Below are 684 nucleotides of genomic sequence, written 5' to 3'. Positions count from 1 at the left end.
TCTGCGCGCGCGTGAGGTCCAGCTCCGAAGCAATCTGCCCCTCATACCGGCTACGGGTCAGCTGCAACGCCTGGCCGAAATCCTCCAGTGAACGGTTGAGAATCCGCGCCTGCGCATCCAACCCGTTGAGCTGCACGTACAACGTCGCCAACTGATGTTGCAGGCTCAAGCGCGCCACCGCCAAATCATCGCCGGACGCCTGCGCTTGGGCATCGCCGGCCGCGACCTGGTTGCGGATTTTGCCCCACAGGTCCAGGTCGTAGCTCAGTGAAAACCCTGCCGTATTGCTGTTGTACACCGACGGCTGCGTATCGCCCCGCAGTGGCCGCGAGTCCGATTGGCGCTGGCGCAACGGCTGCGCACTGGCGGTGATCTGCGGGAACAACCCCGCATGCAACTGGCTGGCATAGGCCTGGGATGCGTCGAAGTGCGCCAGCGCCGCCGTCAAATCCGGGTTGGCCTTGAGCAGTTGCTGTTGCAGGTCATTCAGTCGCGAATCGTGGTAGAGCGTCCACCATTCTGGGGCCAGTTGATCGGACGGTTGCGCGCTGTGCCAGGGGCCATCGCTGGTCTGTTCGCGGTAGCCGGCCGGCAAATCAACGCTCGGCACCTTGTAGGTCGGCGCCATCGAGCAGCCCTGCAACGCCAGCAGCATCAACGCTACCAGGGGGTTAAGCCTTAGGC

1 protein-coding gene is annotated in these 684 nt (G+C 63.7%); it reads right to left on the bottom strand.

Annotation, left to right across the window (positions count from 1 at the left end; translation table 11 throughout):
• Positions 1-655 (bottom strand): TolC family protein (locus OMK64_RS21440; RefSeq protein ID WP_272730144.1); only part of this gene is annotated, 655 nt, incomplete at its 3' end.
• Between the last annotated feature and the right edge of the window lie 29 nt (positions 656-684).

Origin of the sequence: Cellulomonas fimi (assembly GCF_028527925.1) — a bacterium.
In the GTDB taxonomy this organism is placed as follows: domain Bacteria; phylum Actinomycetota; class Actinomycetes; order Actinomycetales; family Cellulomonadaceae; genus Cellulomonas; species Cellulomonas fimi_C.
This window is presented reverse-complemented; position numbering and strand designations above follow the sequence as displayed.